The 23,830-nt window shown below is 46.7% G+C and carries 23 protein-coding genes; 12 read left to right on the plus strand and 11 right to left on the minus strand.

Annotated features, from left to right (window positions below; translation table 11 throughout):
• Positions 1-1,079 (plus strand): tetratricopeptide repeat protein (locus K8S15_00665; GenBank protein MCD4774543.1); only part of this gene is annotated, 1,079 nt, incomplete at its 5' end.
• A 102-nt stretch (positions 1,080-1,181) separates the two neighbouring features.
• On the opposite strand, the gene K8S15_00670 is transcribed toward K8S15_00665, so the two are convergent.
• The 3 genes from K8S15_00670 to K8S15_00680 all read right to left on the minus strand — a co-directional run bounded on the left by K8S15_00670 (position 1,182) and on the right by K8S15_00680 (position 5,236).
• A complete protein-coding gene (locus K8S15_00670) occupies positions 1,182-2,303 on the minus strand; it encodes a geranylgeranyl reductase family protein (protein ID MCD4774544.1) in 1,122 nt (373 codons plus the stop codon).
• Positions 2,304-2,374: 71 nt separating this feature from the next.
• A complete protein-coding gene (locus tag K8S15_00675) occupies positions 2,375-3,748 on the minus strand; it encodes a hypothetical protein (GenBank protein ID MCD4774545.1) in 1,374 nt (457 codons plus the stop codon).
• Positions 3,749-3,751: 3 nt separating this feature from the next.
• Positions 3,752-5,236, minus strand: a complete 1,485-nt coding sequence (locus K8S15_00680; GenBank protein ID MCD4774546.1) for a TldD/PmbA family protein — start codon at positions 5,234-5,236, stop codon at positions 3,752-3,754.
• Positions 5,237-5,427: 191 nt separating this feature from the next.
• Between K8S15_00680 and K8S15_00685 the strand changes: the two genes are divergently transcribed.
• Positions 5,428-6,579 carry a hypothetical protein gene (locus K8S15_00685; GenBank protein ID MCD4774547.1) on the plus strand — a complete coding sequence of 384 codons (1,152 nt, stop codon included), beginning with the start codon at positions 5,428-5,430 and terminating at the stop codon, positions 6,577-6,579.
• A 12-nt stretch (positions 6,580-6,591) separates the two neighbouring features.
• Here the strand turns inward: K8S15_00685 and K8S15_00690 are convergent, their stop codons facing one another.
• Entirely contained in the window at positions 6,592-6,930 is a 339-nt protein-coding gene (locus tag K8S15_00690; GenBank protein ID MCD4774548.1) for a cupin domain-containing protein, read from the minus strand.
• Positions 6,931-6,982: 52 nt separating this feature from the next.
• Complete coding sequence (gene hcp / locus K8S15_00695; protein ID MCD4774549.1) at positions 6,983-8,623, minus strand: hydroxylamine reductase; 1,641 nt, start codon at positions 8,621-8,623, stop codon at positions 6,983-6,985.
• A gap of 179 nt (positions 8,624-8,802) precedes the next feature.
• On the opposite strand from hcp, the gene K8S15_00700 reads away from it, so the two are divergent.
• From K8S15_00700 to K8S15_00740, 9 genes are all read left to right on the plus strand, one after another.
• Entirely contained in the window at positions 8,803-9,216 is a 414-nt protein-coding gene (locus K8S15_00700; GenBank protein MCD4774550.1) for an Rrf2 family transcriptional regulator, read from the plus strand.
• A gap of 11 nt (positions 9,217-9,227) precedes the next feature.
• Complete coding sequence (locus K8S15_00705) at positions 9,228-9,953, plus strand: 4Fe-4S binding protein (GenBank protein MCD4774551.1); 726 nt, start codon at positions 9,228-9,230, stop codon at positions 9,951-9,953.
• Between the two features lie 91 nt (positions 9,954-10,044).
• Complete coding sequence (locus K8S15_00710; GenBank protein ID MCD4774552.1) at positions 10,045-10,482, plus strand: transcriptional repressor; 438 nt, start codon at positions 10,045-10,047, stop codon at positions 10,480-10,482.
• Entirely contained in the window at positions 10,472-11,044 is a 573-nt protein-coding gene (locus K8S15_00715; GenBank protein ID MCD4774553.1) for a rubrerythrin family protein, read from the plus strand. The genes K8S15_00710 and K8S15_00715 overlap by 11 nt, the downstream gene beginning before the upstream one ends.
• 25 nt (positions 11,045-11,069) lie before the next feature.
• Complete coding sequence (locus K8S15_00720; GenBank protein ID MCD4774554.1) at positions 11,070-11,447, plus strand: desulfoferrodoxin; 378 nt, start codon at positions 11,070-11,072, stop codon at positions 11,445-11,447.
• 2 nt (positions 11,448-11,449) lie between these two features.
• Positions 11,450-11,965: a ferritin gene (locus K8S15_00725; GenBank protein MCD4774555.1), complete on the plus strand. Its 516-nt coding sequence runs from the start codon at positions 11,450-11,452 to the stop codon at positions 11,963-11,965.
• 10 nt (positions 11,966-11,975) lie between these two features.
• A complete protein-coding gene (locus tag K8S15_00730) occupies positions 11,976-12,476 on the plus strand; it encodes a ferritin family protein (GenBank protein MCD4774556.1) in 501 nt (166 codons plus the stop codon).
• A 36-nt stretch (positions 12,477-12,512) separates the two neighbouring features.
• Complete coding sequence (locus tag K8S15_00735; protein ID MCD4774557.1) at positions 12,513-13,727, plus strand: flavodoxin domain-containing protein; 1,215 nt, start codon at positions 12,513-12,515, stop codon at positions 13,725-13,727.
• On the plus strand, positions 13,727-14,428 hold the full coding sequence (locus tag K8S15_00740) for a rubredoxin (protein MCD4774558.1): 702 nt from the start codon (positions 13,727-13,729) through the stop codon (positions 14,426-14,428). The genes K8S15_00735 and K8S15_00740 overlap by 1 nt, the downstream gene beginning before the upstream one ends.
• On the opposite strand, the gene K8S15_00745 is transcribed toward K8S15_00740, so the two are convergent.
• From K8S15_00745 to K8S15_00770, 6 genes are all read right to left on the minus strand, one after another.
• Complete coding sequence (locus K8S15_00745) at positions 14,416-15,084, minus strand: PrsW family intramembrane metalloprotease (GenBank protein MCD4774559.1); 669 nt, start codon at positions 15,082-15,084, stop codon at positions 14,416-14,418. The genes K8S15_00740 and K8S15_00745 overlap by 13 nt on opposite strands.
• A gap of 143 nt (positions 15,085-15,227) precedes the next feature.
• Positions 15,228-16,031: a TIGR02757 family protein gene (locus tag K8S15_00750; GenBank protein ID MCD4774560.1), complete on the minus strand. Its 804-nt coding sequence runs from the start codon at positions 16,029-16,031 to the stop codon at positions 15,228-15,230.
• 4 nt (positions 16,032-16,035) lie between these two features.
• A complete protein-coding gene (locus tag K8S15_00755) occupies positions 16,036-17,715 on the minus strand; it encodes an agmatine deiminase family protein (protein ID MCD4774561.1) in 1,680 nt (559 codons plus the stop codon).
• A 266-nt stretch (positions 17,716-17,981) separates the two neighbouring features.
• A complete protein-coding gene (locus K8S15_00760; GenBank protein ID MCD4774562.1) occupies positions 17,982-19,139 on the minus strand; it encodes an FAD-binding oxidoreductase in 1,158 nt (385 codons plus the stop codon).
• Entirely contained in the window at positions 19,129-21,210 is a 2,082-nt protein-coding gene (locus K8S15_00765; GenBank protein MCD4774563.1) for an FAD-dependent oxidoreductase, read from the minus strand. The genes K8S15_00760 and K8S15_00765 overlap by 11 nt, the downstream gene beginning before the upstream one ends.
• 77 nt (positions 21,211-21,287) lie before the next feature.
• Positions 21,288-21,623 (minus strand): hypothetical protein, encoded by a 336-nt coding sequence (locus tag K8S15_00770; protein MCD4774564.1) that lies wholly within the window; start codon positions 21,621-21,623, stop codon positions 21,288-21,290.
• Between the two features lie 148 nt (positions 21,624-21,771).
• Between K8S15_00770 and K8S15_00775 the strand changes: the two genes are divergently transcribed.
• Entirely contained in the window at positions 21,772-23,829 is a 2,058-nt protein-coding gene (locus tag K8S15_00775) for an elongation factor G (GenBank protein ID MCD4774565.1), read from the plus strand.
• Position 23,830: the final 1 nt, after the last annotated feature.

The following is a 23,830-nucleotide window of genomic DNA, read 5'->3' on the forward strand; positions in this document are numbered from 1 at the left end:
ACTTGAAGACAGCTCTTGAGATAAATGAGAAAGCACTCGAAATTCATAATGAGCTGGGATATCTGAGGGGAATATACGAATCCACCGGATATCTTGCAGCTATCAAGTTCATGACAGGTCATGTAAGTGAAGCAAGGAAACTGTTTGAGAAACAGCTGAGAATCTTCGAAGAGATGAAGGATGATAATGAAAGTAACGCCAAGGTGTACAATAATATGGCATCTACAGCGGTTGATCTTACCGAGAAACAGCAGATTCTTGAGAAAGCGATTGATGTGGCAAAACAGCACAAAGACAAACGGCTGCATTCTGTCAGTCTTGGAAATCTTGCGGATTTGTTTCACAAGAAGAATCAATTTGAAGAAGCAGAAAAGGCTTATCAGAAGGCCCTGACAATCGCCCGGGAAATCGGGGACAGGTATTATATATCCTATCATTCATGCGGCCTTGCAATACTGAAGACCGATAAGGGAGATTACGATCAGGCGGTAAAGATGCTTCAGGAATACTATGAGACCTCCCGTGAGACAGGTATTCGTTACGGTGAGGCGGAAGCACTTGGTTACATGGCTATTGCTTTGATGAAAAAAGGTAAACTGGAGCGAGCTCTGAGTGCATTTGACAAATCATTGCTGATCCTCAGGGAGTTGAATTACGTCCACTACATTTACTATTTTCAGGCAGATAAGGCACGCACCCTTTTCCTGCTCGGAAGGCTTCCGGAAGCGGACGCTACCGCCAGAGAATCCAATTCCCTGATAGAGAAACAGGAAAAACCTGAACCTATATTGGAGAACGATTCCCTTCTGCAGAGAATTCGTTTCGAAAACGCCGCGACTCTCGATGAAAAACTGGATTGCATCAGAACTGTTCGGAAAATCGTATCTAATACACCCGACTCTGTCAGTGCCGCTATTCCAGTATATGATCTCTGGCAAATGATTCAGATCCCCGGAGATGATATACCTGAAGAGCTTTCACCGGCAGTATTGAAAACGGAACTCGTTAAAATTCTTGATAAGGCTGTTAAGGAAAAACCCAGCTACGATATCATCTTCATGCGGAATGAGATCAAATAAAAATCAGCAGGATGAAATCCTGGGTCCGCGGGGATCTCCGGATCCATCGTAAATACTCTACTGCAGCGGTTCAATACTTCATATCGGTTGAACAGAACAGAATCAGGTCAGAAGCCGCTTGAACATTTCGTTGTAGGATTCTCTGCCGGAGATGATGTTCCAGTAGCCCCTGGCGAATTCTTCGTTGTCCCGAAGCCCCATCATGGCTGTTCCATGGGTGATCGGGCTGAATAGGAGATGCCTGTAGAACATCGACTGCCTGACGATATTTATGCAGGAGTCTTTTTCGTTCCTTATCGTACTGCGGTCTCCCCCGGATATGATACAGTCAGCCACGAGGAATCCGCTTTGAACAGCATGTCCGATTCCTTCTCCGGAGACATGATCCACCAGACCTGCCGCATCCCCTGCGAGGTAGATATTCCCTGTTCCCAGATTCCTATCAAGTGATAGCGATGGCATCAAGGCTCCCTGAAGGTGATACTCATCGCAGGAGATTCCTCTTGCTTCCAGAAATCCTTTCAGCGCTTTGATTATATCGGCGGGTGATACCGGGCTGCCCACTGCCCCGGCTCCAATATTGACCTTCTCATTGTCGGGGAAAACCCAGATGTAACCATAAGGAATATGACCGAAGTGGATCTGAAGGCCGTCCGGCATTTCATTGAAGTCGGATAGCGGAAGAAAATATTCCAGACCAAGTCCTGTTTTTCTATTGTTTTTTCCGGAGATGAATTTTTTTACAATACTGTTGCATCCATCCGCTCCAACGAGATTTGAAAAACAGAATCTCTTACCGGATGATGTTGTCACAGATGATGAATCAACAGATACAACCGAATCCCCCGAAACGATGGACACTCCTGCCGAAGCCGCCTTTTCAAGAAGTACGCTGTCGAATTCCTTTCTGGAAATTATCCGAACAGGGCCGTCCTGTGAAGTGTAGGTTCTAAGGAGTTCATCTCTGTTCCAGAGGAATAACGTCCTATGTTCTCTCAGGGCAAGACCTTCCAGCTCATGGTGGGTAAGGATTCCCGAGTCGATGAGAATCTCAGCAGCCCTTATGCTCAGGGCGCCTCCGCATACTTTGTCCCTTGGGAATTCAGCCTTGTCTATCAGGATACATGGAATACCGGCAGAAGCCAGTTTCCAGGCGCACGATGATCCCGCAGGCCCCCCCCCCACAACCAGGGTCAGGTCTTGCATCCGGGCATTATTATCCATTTAATTCATATTTCATATTGTATGTTTCTTGCGATAAAGGGGCCTGCCACGCAGACCCCCTTCATAGAAACTTAGAATGAATCGGCGGAATCGGTGATTTTTACGCCCTCTGAAACGATATATGAAGGTACACTCATTGCTACGGGAGTCCTTCTCCCGTAAGTGTTGGAACCATTTACTGATTGCGAAACCGATGAAATCACCTTCACGTTACCAAGTACATTCTGAAGAGAGTCTGTAACTCTGGAGGAAAAAATGGGTGATACGGTTTTCCCGTCTTCAATAAGAACTGCGTTGAACCTGGAACTGCCTGTGAATATCCCTTTGCTACGGCTTGGGATGTTCATGTAATGCAGCGCGGGTATGTACAGTACTCTGCCCATATCCTTAACTGCTTCAAGGTGGTCAGCATGACCGAAGCCAGTATCCATCACGATACTCGGCGAACCTGTATTGTGACCTGTAGGCTTCTTTCCATACCTGGCAGCGGTACCAGAATCGTACATGAGGTTCATCATGTCTCCATCTCCCACCAACGGGAAAATACTCCGTCTGCGTCCGCACATGTCGAATCCGAACATGAAAGTTTTTGGATTTGTGGGATCGTCCACAACGGATATATCTTCACCAAGGATTCTGTCGCCGGGTTTGTATTTTGTTGTCCAGCTCTGCTTTTCCTCCCAGCCTCTTCCTGCCAGACCGGTATATACCGCCATGCCAATTATCTCTGATACGGCGCTTGCTCCGAAAACAACCGTGTACTCTCCTGGTTCAGCCTTAAACCCTTCGTTTTCCTCGTATAAGGGTATCAGATTACTCAAAAGGTTAATTGTTTTATCAACGGAAAAGTCCGAGGTTTTCCATCCTGTCTGATCATGCGTAAGTTCCCATTTAGCTTGAGGATGTTTGAGTACTATGGAAAAAAGCTGGTCCGTGCCTCTATGGTAAGCCTCGCTCCTGTTGGCGGTGGTAAGAATGTAAACTTCCATCGACCCGCTGGACCAGGATCCGGAATAGTTGTACTTCTCTCCCAGTTTATCGAAAATCTCACGGTAAGCTTCGGTCTTTATGCTGGGATTCAGATCAGCAAGCTCCTGATCGAACTGGCTTTCTTCAGTTATAGTCGTTTCAACTTCATCAGGAATAGGATCGTAGGTTTTGGGCGATGCTACTCTCGCCTTTTCTCTGGCTTTATCAAGGATATCGCGAATAGTATCAGCATCTTTAATGGCTCCAAGGTAAGTCTGACTTCCCTGTTTTCTGCCGTCTGTCACTTCTACATCCAGTCTCATCAGATCCTCGGACGTGTTCAGTGATACCGAATTGTTGCCAATCCGCATAAGATGGCTTTTTTCATGATGCAGTTTAAGTGTTGCCTGGATGCCCTCATCGGCAGCTTCATCTCTTACCTGCATCAGAATTTCTTTGATGTTTGCGTCCAGCATTTTCTACTTCCTTTCTCCGGTAATCACATCATCGAATTTGACTACAGGGACACCGTGACCAATCTGCATAACCTGGTTCGGCTCACCTTTCCCGCAATTGTCTACCTGCTCAACTCTCCAGGTGGATTTATCACCAACCGCTGAAAGGGATCCATAGAATTCCAATGTGTGCCCCTGGTATGTAGGATTTCTAAGGATTCTGGTCTTTTCTCCATTCTTGACTTCCCAGGCTATTTCACAACCAAAGTGAAAATGCTCCCTGTTCGAACCGATTGACCAGGATACCGGATTATCAACAACGATACCGTCTTCGGTTGATGCGATTATTTCCTCCTCGGTACCGTCATTACCCGGAAGAATGTTCACGTTTGTCATTCTATCTATAGGAGCCCTGTAAAATGATGTTGCCCGCGCAGCTCCTCCACTCTGATGGAAAACCTCCCTGCCAGCTCTCTCATTCGCTTCATTGACCATGGCCCTGGATGTCAGGGCATTAACCAGTAATCCCCTATCAATAAGGAGATAGTCGCGTTCAGGGGTTCCGTCATCATCAAAACCGAATGATCCGGGAGAGTTCGCTATGCTTCCGTAAGAGCTTACAGACAACTTATCGCTTCCGTACTTCAGCTTCCCAAACGAATCAAGGTCGACGAAAGACCCTCCCGCATAGGAAAGCTCGTATCCAAGAATTCTATCCAGTTCAAGTGGATGTCCTATGGTCTCATGCACCTGGAGATGACCCTGACCCGGTAGAAGTATCACTGACTTTCTTCCGTACTCAAGGGGTTCGGCCTTTATTAGTTCAGCCAGCTCCGATTTGACTCTTGACGCATGCCCGGAGAATAGTTCCGGATTAATCATCATCTCCCAACCGGCAGTACCGCCTCCCGTTGAATACAAGCTCATGCTGCGCCTTTGCATTTCACCGTCAGAATCCAGGGCCATAGCCATAATCATACCGAATACACTGACAATATCTTTGTCGATCTCAGAACCCTCGCTGTTCTGAAAGTGAACTTTCTTCTTCTGGAAATTGGCATAAACCATTCTCTTGAGAACAAAATCCTCCTTCAGCTCATTATCCAGTCTGGTGAGGAATCCCAATTTGTCCTGAAGGCTGACCGAAAAAGGATCAACCGCGACCGGTGATGCGTAGCTTCCTTTGACAGCTTCTTTTACTCCCATTGTAAGGGGTACTTTAACCAGCTTGGATGCCGTTCTCGCATTCATAGCAGCCATGTCGAAACATGCCTCCAGAGCAGACGGATCACTGGTAGCAGCAAAACCCCATGCTCCCTCCCATAGAACCCTGACTCCAATACCACTTTCTACGGTTGTATCGTTAGCCTCAAGGTCACCATCGTAAAGTAAAAGAGTTTCTGAACTGTCATCAAGATAAAACCTTACATCAACGTAACTCGCGCCTTCAGAAGATATTCTGGATATATTCCTCGAAATCTTCTTTTTAATTTCCACAGCTTCTGTCATCGGAAACCTGCCTTACGATTTTGAGATATTTGATATTTGTATTTCCAAATATATGAATTGATTGGAATTTCCAAAATCACAGCCTGTTACAAATTGTTACATTCTGTTAACAACATAGTAATTCTGAAACAATATCTGTAGGATATAGGATACTGTCCTAATTCATAATCAGTTTAGCTGGAGGTTTCGTAATGAGTAGTAAAAGATGTTTGACGATAGACGCGTTTCTGATTTTCTGCATGATGTTTTTCAGTTGCAAAAGCACTGATAATGATATGGCAACACCTTTGTCAGAAACCATTTCAGCAGGAACTGAACACATCAAGCTTACTCCGGGTTTGGCCATCGGTGTTGAACTCGGTGACTCAAATTACGTTTTCGGACAGATAGTTGAAGCGAATTTGAATGAAAATGGGGATGTTCTGATACTTGATACATCTACAATGAATGTCAGGAAATACTCTTCTAACGGTGAGTTCATTGGATCCGCCGGCAGACAGGGCACCGGGCCGGGAGAGTTCCAGATGCCGAGAGGCATGGCTATTCTCGGAAATAACGATTTTGTTGTTAGCGACATGGCAGGCGGCGCAATCTGCATTTTCGATGATTCTCTGAACTGGAGAGAGAACATTATCGGATTCTTCCCAAGGCCTCCTTTCACAGTCAGGACAGCTGGAGACTCGGCATTCGTGGGAATGCTCCCCTCTTTCAACCGGGAAGAAGGTCTTATGGGTTATTCCATCGTAAGAATGGAAAATTCATCCGAACCGGTAACCGTTTACGATGAACAGATGCAGGCTTTCAACCCTTCAAGGGTAGGTCCTCTAGGAGCTGAGGAAGCTCCAATTTTCACATCAGACAATACAGGGCATGTATTCATAGCTGCCCCTGGTTCGGATGCTGTCAGTATAACCGGATACGATCAAGATGGAGAAGTTTTTCTTACTATAGAAGAAAACGTTGAGAGAGTTGAGAAGAACGAGGAGGAACTTGTCCGGGAGCAGGCAGAATTCGAGGAACTCTCCGCCCGGATAGGTAGCCGTGGCGGAAGAATGTCCGATGTGAACATGATCTTCGATCCCATTCTCTACCGCAGAATGGTTACCGACCTGGGGATAGACAGCAGGGATAGATTATGGGTTCGATTAGGTGCCTTCCGCTACCCCTTCTGGAACGTCTACAATTTTGAAGGAGAACTTCTGTTCACCGCATCCATGGAAACGGATGACCCGGACATAGATGACATGGTTGTACGGATTACGGAAAACGGGGCAACAGCATGGATACCTGATCCCATGACGTGGCCCAGAGTTCTGGTGCTCGAAATCCCGGGTACCGAATAGATAAGAACTGTATTAAAGAAGCTTTGTTGCTGTAGACGGTCGCGGTACTTTAATTACCAGTATCCTGAGAATTTCGTCGCTCTCGTTGTACCAGCAATGGGGAATATCTCTGGGGCTGTCTATTACTGTATCAGTGGATACTTCACGCTTTTCATCACCCACTTCAACAATCCCTGAGCCTTCAAGCACATAGAAGAACACATCAACAGGCGTTATGTGTCTGATGAGCTTCTCCCCGGGTTTGAGTGTAAGATGGCTTGCAAGGGCATGTTCAGTGTCGTATACCCGCCTGACATCAATACCGTGCGCATTGTGTGCAACAGGCTGTTCATAAACTATAACAGTGTTCATAAATACCTCCTTGAAGCATGAAGGGGGTGGCGGACCACCCCCATTTTTTTGTTTAGCCAAGTATCGCCTTAAGATCATCCTCAGGAGTTGTAGTAGGCATAATATCGAACTTATCCACAAGCACTTCAAGGGCAGCGGGAGTAAGGAAAGCCGGAAGTGTCGGCCCGAGCCTGATACTCTTTATACCAAGATGAAGCAGTGACAACAGTATGGTCACTGCCTTCTGCTCGTACCAGCTCAGAATCATTGAAAGAGGCAAATCATTGACTCCGCAGTCAAACGCCTCTGCCAGTGCAACTGCGATCTGAATTGCAGAGTGAGCATCGTTGCACTGTCCTATATCAAGAAGTCTGGGAATACCGCCGATATCGCCAAATTCAAGCTTGTTGAATCGGTACTTGCCGCAAGCCAGTGTAAGAATGATACAGTCATCGGGTATCTGCTGCGCTATTTCAGTGTAGTAATTTCTGCCGGACTTCGCGCCGTCACACCCACCAACCAGGAAGAAATGTCGGATATCCCCATCCTTAACTGCCTGTATTACCTTATCGGCAACTGAAAGGACGGCATTATGTCCGAATCCTACAATGATTTTCTTTTCGGGAGCATCCTCGCTGAAACCGTCAGCCGCGAGGGCTGCTTCAATTACAGGAGAGTAATCATGGTTTTCGATATGCATGACCCCAGGCCATTGAACCAATCCGGTTGTGAAGATTCTGTCCTTATAGGAATCCTTCGGCTTCTGAATACAGTTGGTTGTCATGAGAATCGCTCCGGGGAATTCATCAAACTCCCTCTGCTGATCCTGCCAGGCTCCTCCATAATTTCCCGCAAGGTGCGAATATTTTTTAAGTCCGGGATATGCAAGGGTCGGAAGCATTTCTCCATGAGTGTAAACGTTTATTCCTTTTCCCTCGGTCTGCTTCAGCAGTTCATCAAGGTCTTTAAGATCGTGGCCTGAAACAACGATGGCTTTACCCTTTACAGGAGTGACTCGAACCTCGGTCGGTTCAGGATGTCCATAGGTTCCCGTATTTGCGGAATCAAGAAGTTCCATAACTGCGAGATTCTTCTCGCCCACTTTCAGCGCCATTGCAAAGAGGTCCTCAGCGGTATTCTTCCTTGTCAGGAAATCAAGACATTCGTGAAAGAAGGCGAATACATCCTCGTTATCAAAACCAAGTATATGGGCATGATCTGCGTAGGACGCTGATCCTTTCAATCCATAGGTGATCAACTCCTCCAGGCCTGTGATATCCTTGCCTGGGTCTTCAAGTCTGTCCGCGATTGAAAGTAAAGCGGCTTCGTTCTCAATATCTTCCTCATCGACTGGCAACTGCCATACAGCAGGTCCGGTAAGCTCCTCGGGCTGAAGCCCCCTTTCATTGCAAGCTGTCAGATACTGGTTCCAAATTTTTTCCCTTATTTCAACGCCTGTACGGATGAGTTTATTCAGTGTATCTGAATCGAAATTGACATTTGTAACCGTGGTAAACAGCGCTTCAATGACGAAAACATCTGCTTTCCTATTCACAATTCCAAATTTCCGGGCTCTGTTCGCCCACATGGAAACACCCTTGGCAACATAGATTAGAAGATCCTGCATTACCGCTGTTCTCGGGTCTTTGCCGCAGACTCCGAACCTGTCGCAGCCTGTCCCCTTTGCTGTCTGCTCGCACTGATAGCAGAACATATTTTCTCCTTTCATTGAGATTGTTTTAAATTCGTTGAATCCTAATTTAGCATTCTATTACCAATTATATCATTTCCACATTATTCGTCAATAGGCATACATTTGTATACGTTTGTTAAGCCACAGTTATTGACATTATGGTATTCTATTACTAGTTTATGTAGAATGAAAGGAATGCTATGTCATCACCAGTTTCCATTCCGGAATCGATTTTCCTTGCGGTTCACGCTCTCGCCAAGCTTGCTGCTAGTACTAGTAGAACTGAACCAGTGAAGTTGAACGACCTTCTTATAAGACCAGGTTCGGCATACCATCTTTCAAAAGTAATGCAGAAACTCACAAAGGCAGGTATGGTGAAATCCAGAAGAGGTCGCAGTGGAGGTTTCATACTTTGTGTGAGTCCATCCGATATTCGGCTTATGGATGTATGGATCGCTCTTGAAGGAACGTTCGAGAGCGCGATATGCCCATATACGGGGAATGGCTGTTCACTTCCCAAATGCCTGTTCGGATCAATCGGACTGGATGCCTCAGAACTTATAAGGGAGTATTTCACAAATACAACCGTTGCTGATATAGGCAGCCTTGTATAGAAAGACAGAGAATGAAAAGAATAACAAGAAAAATAATTAAAATTGATGAAGATAAGTGTGATGGATGCGGAATCTGTGCCGAAGCTTGCCATGAGGGTGCAATAGAAATCATTGATGGAAAGGCTAAATTGGTAAAAGAATCTTACTGCGATGGTCTTGGAGACTGCATTGGTCCCTGCCCCAGGAATGCGATAACCATCGAGGAGAGAACAGCAGAAGAATTCGATGAAGAGGCAGTCAGAAAGTATATGTTAGAGAGATCAAGCTGCTCCTCGTCATACCCTGGTTCGGAACCAATCTCAGATAATAAACGAAATGACAAAAATAACAGGTTTTCATCATCAGAACTCAATTCCCGACTGTCCACATGGCCTGTACAAATTAGTCTGATTCCTCCCGAAGCTCCGTTCCTTAACAATTCAGACCTTCTTATTACAGCGGATTGTGTACCCCTTGCTTTTGCAGACTTCCACCGCGAATTCATCGGTGACAAAGTCGTATTGATCGGATGCGCGAAGCTTGATGATTCTAAATATTACGAGTTCAAACTATCGGAAACGTTCAGACTCAACACAGTGAATTCCATAACGGTAGTTTATATGGAAGTACCTTGCTGTAGAGGTCTTCCAAAGCTTGTAGAATCGGCTATAGAATCAAGCGGTAGCGTAATTCCGATGGAATCTATAATGATCGGAATAAAGGGAGACATCCTGGAGAAGAATTTACGGAAGAGCTAATTTAAATCCGCAGGTTTTCCCCTCTATAATAAAGTCATAAAAAAGCTTGACGCCCATAAGAAGAGTTTCTATATTAGGAATAGTTCTTGTTATGAATAGGAAAAATATGATCAAGCAGCAGGTGTGCAGAAATACAAAACAGAGACAGATGATACTCCGGACTGTGAAACAGCTTGGATGTCATCCTACAGCTGAGCAGATTTTCGATACTGTTCGAAAAGTACTGCCCCGGACAAGCCTTAGCACTGTTTACAGGAATCTCGGAATACTCGTGGATCAGGGTGAGATTATTGCCGTCAGTGGTACTGGCAGGAAAATCCATTATGATCATAATATAGAAGAACACAATCACATAAAGTGCGTTATCTGTGGGAAGGTTTCCGATGTCAGTATCGATGTAATTGATATCAATTCGCTGGAACCCGATAGTGTTTCAGGCTACATAGTGAAAGAAGTCCATTTGAACTTTGTTGGAATATGTCCCGAATGTGCAGAACAGTTGAAAAGGAGAAATTGCAATGAGTATTAAGGGAACAAGAACAGAGAAGAACATCCTGAAGGCATTTGCCGGAGAATCCCAGGCAAGGAACAGGTATACTTACTTCGCATCTCAGGCAAAAAAGGACGGTTATGTTCAGATATCGAAGATATTTGAGGAAACCGCGAACCAGGAAAAAGAACATGCGAAACGACTTTTCAAACTCCTTGAGGGCGGGGTTGTTGAGATAACAGACTCGTATCCTGCTGGTAAGATAGGTTCAACCGAAGAAAACCTTAAAGCTTCGGCAGCGGGAGAGAATCACGAGTATAAAGAGATGTATCCGGGCTTTGCAGTAACAGCCCGTGAAGAAGGGCTCGATGCAATAGCGATAATCTTCGAATCAATCGCTGTCGCCGAGAAGCAGCACGAAAAACGGTATCTCGGACTTCTGAAGAACATCAATGAAGGCAGGGTTTTCAAGAAAGATGATATTGTTATCTGGCGATGCCAGAACTGCGGATATCTGCACGAGGGGCGGGAGGCTCCGAACCTTTGTCCCGCCTGCGCGCATCCTCAGGCACATTTCGAATTACTTGCAGAGAACTGGTAAGAAGAACAGAAAAGGAGTTGCTGAAATGACCGAACGTATGGAAATTTATAAATGCGAGATATGCGGAAACATCGTTGAGATGACCCACGGAGGAGCCGGCGAACTTGTCTGCTGTGGAAAACCGATGGTTGCCATGGGGGAACAGGCTGCAGACATGGCAACCGAGAAGCATGTGCCGATTATCGAAAAAATCGTTGGTGGCTACAGGGTTACTGTGGGATCAACACTGCATCCCATGATCGATGCCCATTATATAGAATGGATCGAGCTTATCTCCGGAAACACAATTTACATGATGTATCTGAAACCTGGAATGGATCCTGTCGCTGAATTCAAGACCGGTGATCTCGGTGAAGTATCCGCAAGGGAGTATTGCAGTATTCATGGTCTCTGGAAGGGGTAAACATGCTCAGTAAAAATATGCAGAACGCAATCAACCATCAGATCAACGCTGAGCTGTATTCCTCATACCTTTACGCTGCGATGTCCATGTACTTCGAATCGGTTGATATGAGCGGTGCGGCGAAGTGGATGAACTCGCAGGCGCAGGAGGAACTGGTTCATGCAGACAAATTCATGAATTACCTGAATGAGAGGGATGCCAGGGTGATACTGGATGCCATCAAAAAACCTCCTGTGGAATGGAAATCGGTTCTGGATGCTTTTGAGGATGCCCTTGAACACGAGAAAAAAGTTTCTTCCCTTATTAACAATCTTGTGACTCTGGCAAGGGAAGAGAGTGATCACATGACTGACAATTTTTTGCAATGGTACGTTGCAGAACAGGTCGAGGAGGAATCGTCCGTTGGCGAAGTTGTCAGAAAACTGAAGCTGATAGGTGATTCGGGCGGTGGCAAGTTTATGATAGACAATGAACTCGGACAGAGAGTATTCAATCCCGCTACCAACAGCGGAGAGTAGGGAAAACGAAATGGGAGACCAGTTCAACGCCGAAGAAGTCCTTAAGATGGCTGAGCAGATCGAAAAAAATGGACAGGAATTCTACAGGAACGCTTCAATTGCTGTCGATGATTCTGAAGTTTCCAGACTCCTTTCGGATCTTGCTGAATGGGAAAAGGGACACGAAGCCCTCTTCATATCCATGAGGCTGGAACTCAGTAAGGAAGAAAAATCACAGGTCGCTATTGACCCGTACTGCGAATCGGCAATGTACCTTAAAGCTATGGCCAATGATCATGTATTCAGAAAGCAGACTGGCGAATCTTTATCAAAACTTGAAGGAAACGTGAATACAGAAGAAATTATAGATCGCGCCATTCAGTTTGAGAAAGATTCTCTTCTTTTCTTCCTCGGGCTTGAAAGACTGGTTTCGCAAAGGCTGGGTAAAGAAAGAATACATGAAGTAATCGATGAGGAAATCGGTCATATATCGTATCTTGAAAAACAGCGAAATAAACTGAATTCAAGATAGATAACCTTTTTCAGTCAATTCTTTAAGGAGAAAATGATGGATGCGTTCAAAGCTGTAAAACTCACTGAGAATGTATACTGGGTTGGAGCAATTGACTGGGCCATCCGTGATTTCCATGGATATAGCACGGGGAGGGGTTCGACCTACAATGCTTACCTTATTCTTTCAGAGAAGGTTACATTGATCGATACGGTAAAAGAACCCTTTTTCGAAGAGATGATGATGAGAATATCTTCGGTAATAGATCCATCGAAGATAGAAATAATCGTCAGCAACCATTCCGAGATGGATCATACCGGATCCCTTCCCAGAACGATATCTGAGGTCAAACCGGATAAGGTATACGCTTCACCCATGGGCTCAAAAGCTCTTTCCGCTCATTTTCACTGGGAAGAAGATCCAATTGATGTTGTGAAGACCGGAGACAGTATTGATCTTGGAAATATGTCTATTGAGTTCATAGAAACGCGCATGTTACACTGGCCTGACAGTATGGTTTCCTACCTTCCTGATGAAAAGATCCTTTTCTGTCAGGATGGCTTCGGAATGCATCTTGCATCAACGGAAAGATTCGATGATGAGCTTCCGCGGAGCATCCTTGAAGAGGAAGCCAGAAAGTACTACGCGAACATCCTTATGCCGTTCTCTCCCCTGGTCAAAACGCTTATTGAGAATCTGCGGAAAATGAATATTGATATTGAGCTGCTATGTCCGGACCACGGTCCGGTATGGAGAAGTAATATTGACTGGATACTCGAAAAATGGAATTCCTGGGCTGAAATGAAACCTCTGCCAAAGGCGGTCGTGGTTTACGACACAATGTGGAACAGTACCAGGAAGATGGCAGAAGCCATTATCGAAGGACTTACTCAGGAAGGCGTCAGCAGCAAATTGATGCCCCTGAGGGCTTCTCACATAAGTGATATCGCCGCTGAAGTGCTCGAGGCATCCGCACTGATAGTTGGAAGTCCTACAATCAATGGAAGAATTTTCCCCTCTGTAGCGGAGTGTATGAACTATCTTGGCGGCCTGAAACCAAGGAATCTTATTGGAGCGGCATTCGGTTCCTACGGCTGGAGTGGCGAGGCAGTAAGGGAACTTAATACTTCACTTGAGGGCATGAAAGTAGAGCTTATTTCTGAAGGGCTTCGAACGGTTTACGTACCGGATAAAACAGTACTTGAGCAGTCAGTCAACCTTGGTCGGACTGCTGGGCGCAGAGTGATGGATATCTGCGGAGGCAAAACATAATGGATATTACGCCTCTTTTCACAATAACTTACGGATTATACGTAGTTGGATCAAGTTCCGGAAAAAAACTGAACGGGCAAATTGCGAATACAGTATTTCAGATAACGTCCGATCCTGTCAAAGTCGCGGTCTCTATAAATAAAACTGAACTAACGCATGAACTGATAAGCAAGACAGGGAAGTGCTGTATAGGAGTCCTCAGTGAAAATGCCGACTTAACCTTCATAGGCAATTTCGGGTTCAAAAGTGGAAGAGATGTAAACAAATTTTCTGATATCCCATACATGCTTACACCCTCCGGATGCCCGATCCCTGAGGAGAACATACTGGCTTACATCGATATAGAGATATGTAATACCATTGATGTGGAAACTCACACCGTTTTTATAGGGGAAGTCACAAACTGCGGCATTACTGGCGAGGGTACTCCCATGACCTATTCATATTACAGGGAAGTGCTCTGCGGAAAAACTCCTCCAACAGCGCCATCCCACAAACCTGCACCGAATGATACGAAAGAAATGCCGAAACGAAAGGAAGATAGTAGAATGAAGAAGTATGTATGCAACATCTGCGGTTATGTCTACGATCCGGAAAAGGGTGATCCCGATGGCGGCATCGAACCGGGAACCGTATTTGAGGATATTCCCGATGATTGGGTATGCCCGGTCTGCGGCGTTGGCAAGGATCAGTTCTCCTGACCCTGTTTGAGTGCTTTCCGTATAAGAAGAAATACAAATCGCCACGCAATGGCAAGAACAGCCAGAAATATAAGACCTCCAAAGAGGTTCTCACTTGTAAGGTAATTGAAGAGACCGTGAAGGATCATTCCACCCAGCAGTCCGGCAACTACGAACAGTGACGATTTAAGGTTCTTTCTCTTCTTGTGCCATCCGAGAGCCAGTCCCCAGAGACTTGAAAACAATGCATGGGCCGGAACGCTCAGAACCGATCTTCCGGCAAGAACCATTACCCCTGTCCCTGATCCATCAGAAGCCCAGCTGCTTAGAACATAAATGACATTCTCAACAGACGCGAATCCCAATGCAGCGGCTGTGGCATAAACCATACCATCAACAGGTTCATCGAATTCCTTCCGCTCGTATACAGTCCACCGCACGCAGAAGAATTTAGCTATCTCCTCAGTAACCGGGGCTATGAAAACAGCCAGTGTAAGATAACTTAGATTGATTGGAAGCTCTTTCAGAGAAAAGACCATAGCGGCCCCCACCAGCGCACCAACAAGAAAAGTTCTTGCTACAAGCTTTTTGGGCTCAGGGGCGTATCTGTCGCTTCTGTAGAAGAATATCATCCAGAGAAAGGCTGGAATTACGGCGGCAAATGCTGCTAGCAACATACTGAAACCGATATATCTGATTCACAAATACGATCATCAGTTTGATAACCGATAAATGAAGACAGGCTCCGGATGGTGTATTTGGCTTTCATGACGATAAAGCATATCTCAATTTATGGTTAACTGTCAATGAAACCTGTTTATCACTTGAATAGTTTTCTGAACAGATTATCGTGGTGCAATCCCTGTATCCCCATTCTGGTAAGCGCGAAATCGTACTTCACCGGATCGCCCGGGTTGATTACCCTGAATCTGTCTGTTATCTCAAAGGCTGCCGCGCCGCCTGCGGTCTTCCTCCCGGTGAACCCCAGTATTCTGGCAGCCCTGAACATATGAACATCCAGGGGAACTACAAGAACCGAAGGCGAAATAGTTTCCCATCCTCCCGGATCAACCTCATCACTTCTGATCATCCATCTCATGAAAAGATGAAGTCTTTTGCAGGCGCTTCCAAGAGATGGCCTTGGCAGCAGGCTGCATTTTTCGATACCGGCCCGCTTTAGAATGCTCACCACGAATCTCTCAAGGGCATTGTAATAAGTATCTTCCGAAAGGAAAGCTTCCAGCATGTTTCCAAGAAGACCCCATTCCTCCTGAAGCGTGGATGCGGATTTGGAAAGGGAAACAATTTCTGAAGCGGTTGTGAATCTGTGTTTGAATCCGACAAGTGCCCTTGAAAGCTCATGTGAAGATATTTTCCGGAGAAAACCGGATGGATCAGGTCCCAGCACATCAAGGACTTTTTCAGTGCTTTTAAGTATCCGGGCAACTCTTCCATAGGCAAGCCCGGACGCTAATAACCCGACTATTTCCCTGTCTTCGATACTGTTGTACCTCCAGAGAAACTCCAGTGGATCCGGATGAATATATTCCCGTTTATTGTATTTCAGGTAAACCTTTTCCAGTAATTCACGGAGCTGAGTCGGCGGTATGGACAATTCTATCAGTCAACTACCTGATAAGTGTGATTTTTTGTGCTGTCTGACATCCGGAACCCTCCAGCCTGATGATGTAAACACCTGCAGGGACAGTATCGTCAGGCGTCCAGGTGAATGAATCGGAACCAGCTTCAAGACAATTATCAGTTGCGGCTACCACCTTTCCGGAAATATCGCAAACGGTCATTGATACCGGTACAAGAGAAGCTGTTGAATACTGAATAGAAATAGCGTTCCGGAATGGATTGGGCTCAGCGATCTCAATTGATATACCTGTAATTGAACAATGGCCCTGAGATATACCGGTTGGGTAGGTCTCGTACTCGAAGAACCAGGTTTCCGGGGCGAATCTGGGCTGCGATTCGTCCCTTCCCGAATTATCCGAAGCGGATATGTAATACTGTACCGTTTCGTTTCCTGTAGCTCCGGGAATATTCACCGTAAAAGAGTCAGAACCCGAGGATGTCATGGGAAGCGATGTAAAGGAACCGGAAGTACCTATTCTGTAATACACATCATGACCGTTTAGTGTATTATCAGGATGACATCTGATAAGGGCATCAATCGCAACTGGATTGCCTGACAGCTGCGGTGAATCCACCGGAATATGACGGATGAACAGCATCTCGTTATCCATAACATTTCTGGTTCTGCAGTGGAGGGCATCATCCGGCAACCAACCGCCGTACTGGATACCCTCTATTGTGTACCCGGGCAAAGCTGTTTCGTATACATCGATTGCAGCAGGATCATTGCTGGAGCCGAAAGTTGGAACGTAAACATGATCGTTGCTTATCAGGCTGTTCGTGTATCCCTCGCTTCCGCTGCTTTCAACCCTGTATACTTCCCAGTTAGTTCCGAAGGGGCTTTCAGTTGATGCCAGAATGTCAGCTGCTGCTTCAAGTACAACGTAATCAGGATGGGAAGGTGGAAGCCTTAAAACCAGAAGCCTGTCCGGGCTGAGCATCTTCGCCCAACAGTCGATATGATCGATGCTGACATAGGAAAGGGGATCTTCCATTGTAACATAGGTATCTATTCCCAGGTAAGTCCCCATCTGTGTATCGACCCAGTCCTCGTTGCCGCCGTTCTCGCTGTAAACAAGATCCGTTGACATCGCCTGGCCGAATCCGCTGGACATATAATTCCCGCCGGTGTGTTCAATTGTTGAGGTATAAACGGGTATTCCCCATGCTGATCCCACCACAACCGGGATATCGTTATCGTCTGGTCTTGGTCTGTTGTAAGAGTAATTGAAAATGCCCTGATGCCCATCCTCCAGAAGAACGAACCATGGGCCGTAATCGCGCACCCATATTGAATTCGTAGGCGCAAACATGAAGTCGATGTTACTCATATTCACTCCAGCACTTACGAAGGCAGTTTCAACCGAACTCTGCTGTCCAGATGTACATATCACCCATACGGTGGTTTCTAAAGAAAGAGATGTAATTAGACTATAGGGAAGCCCAAGGGGCCATCTTACGAATACTCCAGTCGAGGGATCGAATTCACCGGGGTTAACCGTGCCATCCGGCGGCGGTGCGGTGGGAATGGTGTTAAGACCTATATCATCCAGACGAAGCAGTTCTTCATCAGTGAAACCGATGGGAAGCAGCTCCTCCGTTCCGCATACGGACATCTCAGCGTAGGCTGCCGCTACTAATATCAGCAGAATGGATGCTAGCTTCATCGGTTTCCTCCAGAAATTCTCTGATCTAGAATAATGTATCTGACATAGGGTATTAACAAAAACTATACAAAACAGTTTCATAAAGAGGGAGCTCTGTACAATTAATTCCGATCATCTACTATGTCAATATTAACTAATGATAGAGATTAATAATAGGCATAATTTTGTTAGTGAAATATGTTATACTAATATGACTATTTAGTCAGATATATAATATTTATCAGGGATATCACGTCCAGTTAGTTGAAGAAGTGTGGTACGTCCCCCTATTTCAGGGCCTCTTCGGAGGTGAACTGGCGGTTCAGTCGGAGTTCGTTCAGAACCTGCCGGTCAGTTTCATTCAGCTCACCAGTAACGAATCTGGCCATTACCTCTCCAATGCCCGGTCCCAGCATGAATCCCTGGCCGCACATTCCAACCGCGACGAAGTGATTATCAGGCCCGCACCTGTCAAGTATCGGCCCTCCGTCCGGCGTCATGGGGTAAATACCCCTCCATGTTCTCCGCACCTTCAGATTGGCAAGCTGCGGATAGAGCCCGGTCATCCTCGGTGCCACCAGAGGCAGGAACTCAGATGTTTCATCGATATCGGTACCTGGAATGGGCGGATCCGGTGTAATGCAGAAAACAATCTGTCCGGTATCGTGCTGATAGAAATAGTAATTCGCTGAACCCGGCGCTTTTCTAATATCCACCACCATCGGGTCAAAGAGTCTCGCAACCGGTTCAGTTACGCCTGCCTCATGACTCTCAGGATAAACGGGCAGTTCGATCCCTGCCATTTTCCCGACTTCCGCTGCAAAGGATCCCGCGCAGTTGACAACCGCACCGCATGTGTACGAATCCCTGTCAGTAGTAACCGAGACTACTTTGCTTCCTTCTATGTCCAGTCTCCGGACAGTTTCGTTGAAAACGAAATCGGCTCCAAGGTTAAAAGCCCTCCTTTGAAACGCGTAACAACTTTGCATAGGGCTGGCGCTTCCGTCCTCGGGTGACCATGTGCCGCCCAGAAGACCTGCCGGATTGATGCCGGGAACAAGATTCTCCATCTCCCCGCTATCAATTAGCCTGATGTTAAGGCCTGCCTTCTGCTGAAGGGGAACGTTACCGCGGAACAGGTTCATCGTGTCTTCATCGTAGGCTACGTAAGTATAACCTCCCTGATACCAGCTTATGTCATCACCGAACCTGTCCTGCCAGGTTCTGAATATCTCGAGGGATCGCAGCCCAAGTGCGACCTTTGCAGACTCACTGTGGGTAGCCCTGGCTCCCCCTATGGCGCACTTGTTGTTTCCCTGCCCCGCTGAGGGCGCGCTATCTATGCAGAGAACGGATACACCCTTCTCAGCCAGGCTCATCGCCAGGGGAGTTCCCGCACTTCCAGCTCCGATAATGACTGCATCGTAATTCTTCTTATTCATCATTATCCTCCGTTCCTGAAAACCAACCCAGCTGAGTCTCGGCGAAAAGGGGTCTGTCCGTGAAGGCTGTTACTTCCTCATCAGGTATTCCCTCTTCCCGGCATATCCTCTCGATCAGGATTGAGCAGGTCTTGCCTCCGCATGCTCCGAATCCGGCCCTCGTTATTGCCTTCAGATGGTTCATATCCCTTATTCCCGATCTTATGTGCTTTCGGATCTCTCCCGCAGTGACCCTCTCGCACCTGCAGACAATGGCATCATCGAGGAGCGGCACTTCAAGTGGTTCCTTCAGAGGAGTTATATTCTCAGGATACTGAATCATTACTCCGGCTGTCCTGCTGGCGATGTCTGCAGGGGTTTCAAGTTTCAGCAGAATCGTATTCGGGAATCCCGCTGTCGTTTTCCAGTCTTTGATAACAGCTTTTCCGAGTACGGAACCCTCCCATCCGGTAACGGTTACTTCACCGCCTTTTTCAAGCAGCCACTCTCCCAGTTCAAAGGGTATTGTCACCAGGGGCTTTTCTGCGGATTTTCTGAAATCAACCAGTGTGACAGCCAGTCCAGGACACACTGCAACGCACTTTTCGCAGCCAACGCAGGAGCCGTGAAATTCAGGCAGACCCATGATCGGATGCCCCGATGTACCTATCAGATCCTTCGGGCAGATCGTCATACATGGATTACATGGAATCTCCTGCATGCAGTGAAGAACGGGGTATACCCCCTCCCGCGATTCAGACGGAAGGTACGGGAACGTTTTCCCGCCCGGGCTTTTCAGCACCTCAGCTTTCTCATGAAGATCAGATGGTATTGAAATACCCTCTACTCCCAGCTTACGGGCAATCTGAAGCCCTCTGATCTTCCCGGAGAACATCGCTGCGCTGGCTTCAGCGATTTCCTCCGCATCGCCTGCCATCATCGTCTCTATATCGAATTGAGAAGCTTTCGTGTTAAATTCATCAACAGGATTCAGTCCCACCGCGATTAGAACCGTATCTACTTCCCAGCTTTTCTCTGTACCAGGTATGGGCTTAAAAGAATCATCGACTTCCGCGATCGTAACCGCTTCAACCTGTTCACGGCCATGGGCCGCAAGCACCGTGTGGCCGGTATAAATGGGAACACCGAGCCTTTTGATCTTATCGGCGTGAACTTTGTAACCGCCGCACACGGGCAGAGCTTCCGCCAGGCCAACAACTGTCATCCCGGCCTGCAGAGCGTGGTAAGCGGCAATAAGTCCTACATTGCCTCCTCCAACAATGAATATTCTTTCAGCGCATCTCACAAGGTCCCTGTTTACAAGAGTCTGGAACGCTCCGGCGCCGTATACTCCGGGTAATGTGCATCCTGGAAATGGAAGTGATTTTTCCCTGGCTCCGGTCGCGACAAGGATGTATTCCGACTTCACTATCCTGTAGCCGTCTCTGCATCTGATACCAACCGTACCGTCACTGAAAACTCCAAGCACTATGCTGTCCAGCCATACATCAACCGATTTCAGTTCCGATATTTCTCCCGCAAGCAATTCAGCTATATGGATACCCCTGGTTCCCGCATGGCAGTCGGCGACGGAACCGAAAAACTTATGCGTCTGCAGCACCAGTTTCCCGCCAAGGCGATCCTTGTCGTCAACTATGATGGTATCTATTCCTTTTTTTCCAAGCTCAATAGCGGCGGCCATGCCGGACGGTCCCCCACCGAGAATCAATACGCCTGTGTCAATTTTCCGGGGTGAACGAACATCCGGTCCGGGAAGATCCCTGAGTTCGGGAAGCCCCTCAAGGCTTTCAACTTCCATTCCGGCCTTGAGCGGAACGATGCAGCTTTTCCGCGGGATACCATCAATAATAAGGCTGCATTGTGAACACTGACCATTTGCGCAGAACATCCCCTGGGCGCTTTCATCGGTGTGGTGATGTCCGAATACATGGATACCTCCGGCAAAAAGCGCGGACGAAACGGCTTCCCCCTCAAAGCCGGAAGCGGGTTTTCCATTGAATGTGAATTCGACTTTTTTAACTTCAGGTTCTACCAGAATTGGATGTTTTGTGATTCTCTTTTCCTGGAAAGACACTTCTCCTCCTTAAGACTCCTTTGATTTGTTTCAGAGAATGGTCAATCTAGCACGGCGGATTAAACGACGCAACGGTTTCAAGTTCTTTTCTTCTTTATTTTCCTGTCCCAGTCGGCTGCGAATTTCAACCTTCCTGGTTTTTTTGCTTTCACAAAACCCCTGCATCCGGGGTAGTTGATGCACCTCCATACGGTGATATGCGGATACTTGTGAAGCTTCGTAAGAGATCCGCAAAGGGGGCATACAGGAATGTTGTCCCCGGCTTCCCTCTCTATTGCTCTCTCCTCAGCATCCATCTCCCTGTATCCTTTATTCCTGTCAGGGCCTGTCAGCCAGCTGCGTATTACCTGCCTGATGATGAACCACAGAAACGCGATACCCACAAATAGAAGCAGAAGCCTCGCTGAATTCATTTTTCCTCCAAGAAAAGCACAGCCGTTTCCAAAAAGTGTCGGCGGTTGACAGAAGCTCTTTTCATGCGTAAATAATACGCTCTCTATTATAGTATGAATATTAGTAACCTTTTTCTATGTAAACAAGTTCGGGAACAGGAGTTTTGATTTGAAGAACTACAATTCTGACAAGCTTAGAACAATAGCGGTTATCGGTCATGGTTCGGTTGGAAAAACCAGTCTCTGCGATTCTCTTCTTCTGGAAGGCGGTACTGTAGAGCGACTTGGAAGCGTCGATAATGGCACGAGTCAATTCGATTATACGGACGAAAGCCGTGACAGAAAACACAGTCTTTCCTCTTCGATGGGCATAATTGATCACAACGGTTTCAAGATAAATATCATAGATACTCCCGGACTGGCTGATTTCCACGGCGCGACCATAGGCAGTGTAATAGTGTCCGACGGCGTTCTTCTCGTAGTTGACGGATCCGACGGTGTTGAAGTTGGAACCCTTAAAACATGGGATTTCGCGGCCAGGGATGCTAAACCGCTTATGATATGGGTGAACAGGGTTGACCGCGACAACGCTGATTTCAAAAGAGCACTTGAAGATATCAAAAAGAACCTCAATAAAAGCGTTGTCCCGGTAACATTCCCAGTGAAGGACAACGGCGTTTTTACAGCAGTTGTCAATGTACTTACAGGTAAGGCGGTGAATTCCGATGGAAAGGAAATTCCACTTCCCGATTCGGCAAAGGATGACATCGAAATGTACAGAATGCAGCTGACCGAAACTGCTGCGGAAACCGACGAAAAACTGATGGAATCATTCTTCGAGAATGATACTCTCTCCGAAGAAGAAATCAACACCGGATTGAAGGAAGCTATTGCCACCAGAAGCTTTTTTCCGATATTCAGCGGTTTGGCCATTCCTCCGGTTGGCCAGAAATTCCTTCTTGATTCAATTCCCGCATTCATTCCATCTCCCCTGGAAGCACCCTCTATACCGGCAATTGATGGAAAAAACGAAATAGAAATAACTCCCGATCAATCGGGTCCGTTCATTGCCAGGGTGTTCAACAGTAAAGTAGATACCCACATGGGTGAAATAGTATTCGCGCGGGTACAGAGCGGAAGCATCGAAGGAACCACAGACATATCCAATACAACAAGAAACGCCTCAGAACGTCTCGGTAACTACTACTTCATGAGCGGCGGAGACAGGATTAACGCAGACAGGCTGGTTACTGGAGATATCGTCGCGATCGCCAAACTGAAGAATACTTCCACCAACGATACTCTGGGGATGAAGGGCAGCAATATTATTCTTAATCCCATCGTCTTCCCGGAACCTGTATACAGAGTTGCCATAGCACCGAAAGAAAGAGGCCACGAAGACAAAATGGGTTCCGGTCTTTCACTGCTTGCGGCTCAGGATCCTACTCTCATTCTCAGAAACGAAGGTGAAATCGGACAGACAACTCTCTCAGGAATGGGTGAACTGCACCTCAAGGTCATGCTGAGCAGGCTGAAGGATTCAACCGGAGTAGAGACTGAAACGTTCAAACCGAGAATCGCCTACCATGAAACGATCACAAAAAAAGCGGAAGGCTCCTATAAGCACAAGAAGCAGACCGGCGGAAGAGGCCAATACGGCCATGTATTCATAAGGCTGGAACCGCTTCCAAGGGGTGAGGGTTTTGTATTCGAAAGTAAAGTTGTCGGAGGAAACGTTCCCACCAATTTCATTCCCGCAGTTGAAAAAGGCATCGTTGAGGCCATGAAAAATGGTCCTATATCGAAAAGCAAGGTAGTGGATATAAAGGCAGTTGTTTTCGATGGCTCCTACCATCCTGTGGATTCCTCGGATATGGCATTCAAACTGGCATCCAGGAAGTGTTTCAGAAATGTTATGATGGACGCGGGTCCCAGCCTTCTTGAACCGGTTGTGAACCTGGAAGTCACAGTCCCTGATGAATTCATGGGGGATGTTATGAGCGATTTAACTTCCAAACGCGGGCGAATTCAGGGAATCGAAGCAGAAGGTGCTTTCCAGTTGATAAAGGCAAGCATTCCCGAATCCGAGCTTTTTCAGTACACAAGCACGCTGAAATCACTCACTCAGGCAAGAGGAAGTTTCTCACAAAGTTTCGAGGGGTATAAACCGGTACCCAGAGATATCCAGAAGCAAATCATGGCGGGAGCCGAAGAAGAGGAAGAGTAAG

Origin of the sequence: Candidatus Aegiribacteria sp., assembly GCA_021108005.1 — a bacterium.
Classification (GTDB): Bacteria; Fermentibacterota; Fermentibacteria; order Fermentibacterales; family JCC-6; genus Aegiribacteria.

Coding starts and splice junctions, on each gene's coding strand:
- K8S15_00670 (MCD4774544.1), bottom strand. CDS start 2,303: ATGGATAATAATGCCCGGATGCAAGACCTGACCCTGGTTGTGGGGGGG.
- K8S15_00675 (MCD4774545.1), bottom strand. CDS start 3,748: ATGCTGGACGCAAACATCAAAGAAATTCTGATGCAGGTAAGAGATGAA.
- K8S15_00680 (MCD4774546.1), bottom strand. CDS start 5,236: ATGACAGAAGCTGTGGAAATTAAAAAGAAGATTTCGAGGAATATATCC.
- K8S15_00685 (MCD4774547.1), top strand. CDS start 5,428: ATGAGTAGTAAAAGATGTTTGACGATAGACGCGTTTCTGATTTTCTGC.
- K8S15_00690 (MCD4774548.1), bottom strand. CDS start 6,930: ATGAACACTGTTATAGTTTATGAACAGCCTGTTGCACACAATGCGCAC.
- hcp (MCD4774549.1), bottom strand. CDS start 8,623: ATGTTCTGCTATCAGTGCGAGCAGACAGCAAAGGGGACAGGCTGCGAC.
- K8S15_00700 (MCD4774550.1), top strand. CDS start 8,803: ATGTCATCACCAGTTTCCATTCCGGAATCGATTTTCCTTGCGGTTCAC.
- K8S15_00705 (MCD4774551.1), top strand. CDS start 9,228: ATGAAAAGAATAACAAGAAAAATAATTAAAATTGATGAAGATAAGTGT.
- K8S15_00710 (MCD4774552.1), top strand. CDS start 10,045: ATGAATAGGAAAAATATGATCAAGCAGCAGGTGTGCAGAAATACAAAA.
- K8S15_00715 (MCD4774553.1), top strand. CDS start 10,472: ATGAGTATTAAGGGAACAAGAACAGAGAAGAACATCCTGAAGGCATTT.
- K8S15_00720 (MCD4774554.1), top strand. CDS start 11,070: ATGACCGAACGTATGGAAATTTATAAATGCGAGATATGCGGAAACATC.
- K8S15_00725 (MCD4774555.1), top strand. CDS start 11,450: ATGCTCAGTAAAAATATGCAGAACGCAATCAACCATCAGATCAACGCT.
- K8S15_00730 (MCD4774556.1), top strand. CDS start 11,976: ATGGGAGACCAGTTCAACGCCGAAGAAGTCCTTAAGATGGCTGAGCAG.
- K8S15_00735 (MCD4774557.1), top strand. CDS start 12,513: ATGGATGCGTTCAAAGCTGTAAAACTCACTGAGAATGTATACTGGGTT.
- K8S15_00740 (MCD4774558.1), top strand. CDS start 13,727: ATGGATATTACGCCTCTTTTCACAATAACTTACGGATTATACGTAGTT.
- K8S15_00745 (MCD4774559.1), bottom strand. CDS start 15,084: ATGTTGCTAGCAGCATTTGCCGCCGTAATTCCAGCCTTTCTCTGGATG.
- K8S15_00755 (MCD4774561.1), bottom strand. CDS start 17,715: ATGAAGCTAGCATCCATTCTGCTGATATTAGTAGCGGCAGCCTACGCT.
- K8S15_00760 (MCD4774562.1), bottom strand. CDS start 19,139: ATGATGAATAAGAAGAATTACGATGCAGTCATTATCGGAGCTGGAAGT.
- K8S15_00770 (MCD4774564.1), bottom strand. CDS start 21,623: ATGAATTCAGCGAGGCTTCTGCTTCTATTTGTGGGTATCGCGTTTCTG.